Source organism: Atopobacter sp. AH10, from assembly GCF_003664595.1.
Lineage (GTDB): Bacteria > Bacillota > Bacilli > Lactobacillales > Aerococcaceae > Atopobacter.
On record NZ_QXPZ01000044.1, the window covers coordinates 1 to 2,954 of the forward strand.

Sequence of the window (2,954 nt, forward strand, 5' to 3'; positions counted from 1 at the left end):
GGCTCTATACTTTTTGTTGTTGGTGAAAAAGACAGACTGAAGTCTGTCTATGACATATAAAGCACAAAAATGACCGATTCTTTCGGATAAGAGTTACCTTCATCCGGGAAAATGCAGCGGGACCACTGGGAGCCTTGGTCTCCCAGCTAGTCAGTCTCAAACTTGCTGTAAGCCTTTCGGCACAGCAAGTAATTCGCTTGACTTCCTTTTACGCTGCTCCCGATGAAGGACTCTTTCCTCCAGTTCGGTCAGATAGTGTTTTCTAATTCATTAGGGCTTACATTCACCAACAACAACTAAGTATAGATAGAAAGGCACATCCAAATTCCTCTATACTTAAGTTACGATACTAAAAGGGAGGAATTTAGATATGCCTTGTGACACCAATCATTCTCAATCTTTAGAAATAAATCAACTTTTTGGGATAGACCCAAATGAAATTCAATTTCCGTCTACAGGGTTTAAGACCATTACAAAAGACAAGTTCGGGCATCAATTAATTTTATTGCAGGGATATGCTCCTTTCAACGAAACTAAATGCCCTTCTTGTGGTGGAAAGAATATGATAAAGCATGGCACAAGTGTCGCTACTATCCGTCTTTTAGAAACCAATGGCTATAAAACGGCACTTCGTGCGACTAAACAACGTGTTCTTTGCAAAAATTGCCAGCATACTTTTCTTCCTCAGCTATCTTTCATTAAAAAAGGCTGTAATATATCAGAAAATATTCGTCGTAAAATTTTGATGGAGCTAACTAAAAACATTTCCATGAAAGACCTTGCTCAACAAGTCAATGTTTCACCTTCAACGGTTGTTAGGGTGTTGGATAAGGATTTGCCTACACCTAGAAAACACAAATCTTATCTCCCTCATCATTTGTCTTTTGATGAATTCAACGCAGGTAATGGTTCACCTAATGCGATGAGTTTTATCTTTAGCGACGCCAAAACTCATCGACCAATGGATATCTTACCAGATAGAAAACTACACTTTCTTACGCATTATTTCCTTAACTATCCAGAATCTGTCAGGCTTCAAGTTAAAACAGTGACTATGGATATCTATTCACCTTATATGATTTTAGTAAGAAAAGTGTTTCCAAATGCTAAAATTATCTTAGATAGATTCCATATTATCCAGCATTGGGCAAGAGCCTTTACTAAAGTCAGAATTGAAATAATGAATCAATTAAATAAAGGAAATTCAGAAGATAAGAAAGGCTATAGACGGATTAAGCGTTATTGGAAATTGCTGATCAAAAATCGTTTTGAACTCAAGCAAAGCGAATACAAAAATTATCCATTATTTGAAGGCTTACTCAATCAATCTCAAGTCGTTGACCAGCTATTGAGCTATTCTGACACCTTAAAGAAGGCTTATGACATTTATCAAGAAGGTCTCTTCATTTTCAAACGACTGTCAAAATATCCGTTGGATCATTTACTTTCTTACAAACTCGAAGGAGCTCTTAGACACTTTAACAGGCCTTTAAAGACATTTAATAAGTATAAGGAATTCATTCTCAACGCCTATAGTTACTCTTATAACAACGGTCATTTAGAGGCGTGGAATAATCAAATAAAAACCATCAAGAAGACCGCCTACGGCTTTCGCAATTTCGAGCACTTGAAGAAGAGATGCTTTTTAAAAATGAATCGCTTGTCAGTAGCTGTGTAAAGGTCACACGCACTTCTACTTTATCCAATAAACGCTCTATGCCCAGACTCACTTTAATAGGCATGAGCTTGTTTAGGGCAAAGTAGGATAAATATCATCTGTAATATAAAAAACCACTCCCCCGAAGAAGAGTGATTTTCTCTAAAAAATTTACCAACAACAAAATTTGACAAAGTGCCTAAATAATCTAGTTCAATTAGTTTTTCTTAGCGAAACGAGCAACTGCACCAGCAGCAACCATGCTCAAACCAGCTAAAGAGCTGATAATAACTTCACCAGTTTGTGGCAATTTCTTTTCTTCTGCCTTAGCTTCAGCTTTTACTTCAGCTTTTTTGTCTTCTTTCTTAGCTTCTGGTTTAACTTCTGGTTTAACTTCTGGTTTAACTTCTGGTTTAACTTCTGGTTTTACTTCTGGTTTTACTTCTGGTTTTACTTCTGGTTTTACTTCATCAACAGCAACATAACCATCTTTAGCTGTTAAGCTAAAATCAACAACATAATTCCCTGTAGCTGTTTGAACAGCGCCTACGAATTTATTAACACCAATAGGCTCCTTATTAGCGCGAGCTCTCAATAAGATAGCTTTACCAGCTTCAATGGCTTCTTCTTTCGTTGCATATCCAGTGTTTACAGCTTTTTCTGCTTCAGCTTTAGCTTTCTTTTCTGCTTCAGCTTTAATAACTGTTTCAGGAACACCGGTATTAGGATCTACTTTATTCTCATATAGATTACCTTCAGCGTGAACAGTTGAGGCACCTAAACTAGCGACTGCTAAAGCTGCCAAAGTAACAGTTGTCAATTTTTTCATTATTTTTCCCTCCTAATGGTAATCGGTAACCGCAAAAAAATATTACCTCATAGGCTCATACTACTACTACTACTACTACTACTAGTCAACCCACTTTCCCTATTCAAAGTTTTTCATTAGATATTTACATCCTTTTTTGCACTTTTCTTCTCATCTAGCCCAAGTCAAACCCCTTATATTGGTTGCTTTCACTAGCATTTTCATCTCTTTTCCGCCCTTTTTTGTCATTTTTGTTACAAAAACTTTTCTGAACAGCATCATTCTTTTCTTCTTCAACTATTCAAGTCTTCTTTTGCTTTTTTTCTTTATTTTTTATTTCTTTCACATCTTTTTTTAGAGTTCGCCCATCTAGATATCTGTATGTTAGCCTTTTTATTTGTTTAAATATTTAATTATTTATTCTTTTTTTTGATCGTAAATTTCAAGTACAAGTTAGCCACCCCCTAAATTTTTCACAAAGGGAGAGCT

The 2,954-nt window shown here is 36.0% G+C and carries 2 protein-coding genes; one reads left to right on the forward strand and one right to left on the reverse strand.

Annotated elements, in window-relative coordinates; genetic code table 11:
* Positions 1 to 370 precede the first annotated feature (370 nt).
* Positions 371 to 1,678: an ISL3 family transposase gene (locus D3H64_RS08600; protein WP_121565839.1), complete on the forward strand. Its 1,308-nt coding sequence runs from the start codon at positions 371 to 373 to the stop codon at positions 1,676 to 1,678.
* Between the two features lie 196 nt (positions 1,679 to 1,874).
* On the opposite strand, the gene D3H64_RS10270 is transcribed toward D3H64_RS08600, so the two are convergent.
* Entirely contained in the window at positions 1,875 to 2,486 is a 612-nt protein-coding gene (locus tag D3H64_RS10270) for a hypothetical protein (protein WP_158589262.1), read from the reverse strand.
* Positions 2,487 to 2,954: the final 468 nt, after the last annotated feature.

Excerpts from the sequence above, each read along its gene's own strand:
- D3H64_RS08600 (WP_121565839.1), top strand. The coding sequence starts at position 371 with ATGCCTTGTGACACCAATCATTCTCAATCTTTAGAAATAAATCAACTT.
- D3H64_RS10270 (WP_158589262.1), bottom strand. The coding sequence starts at position 2,486 with ATGAAAAAATTGACAACTGTTACTTTGGCAGCTTTAGCAGTCGCTAGT.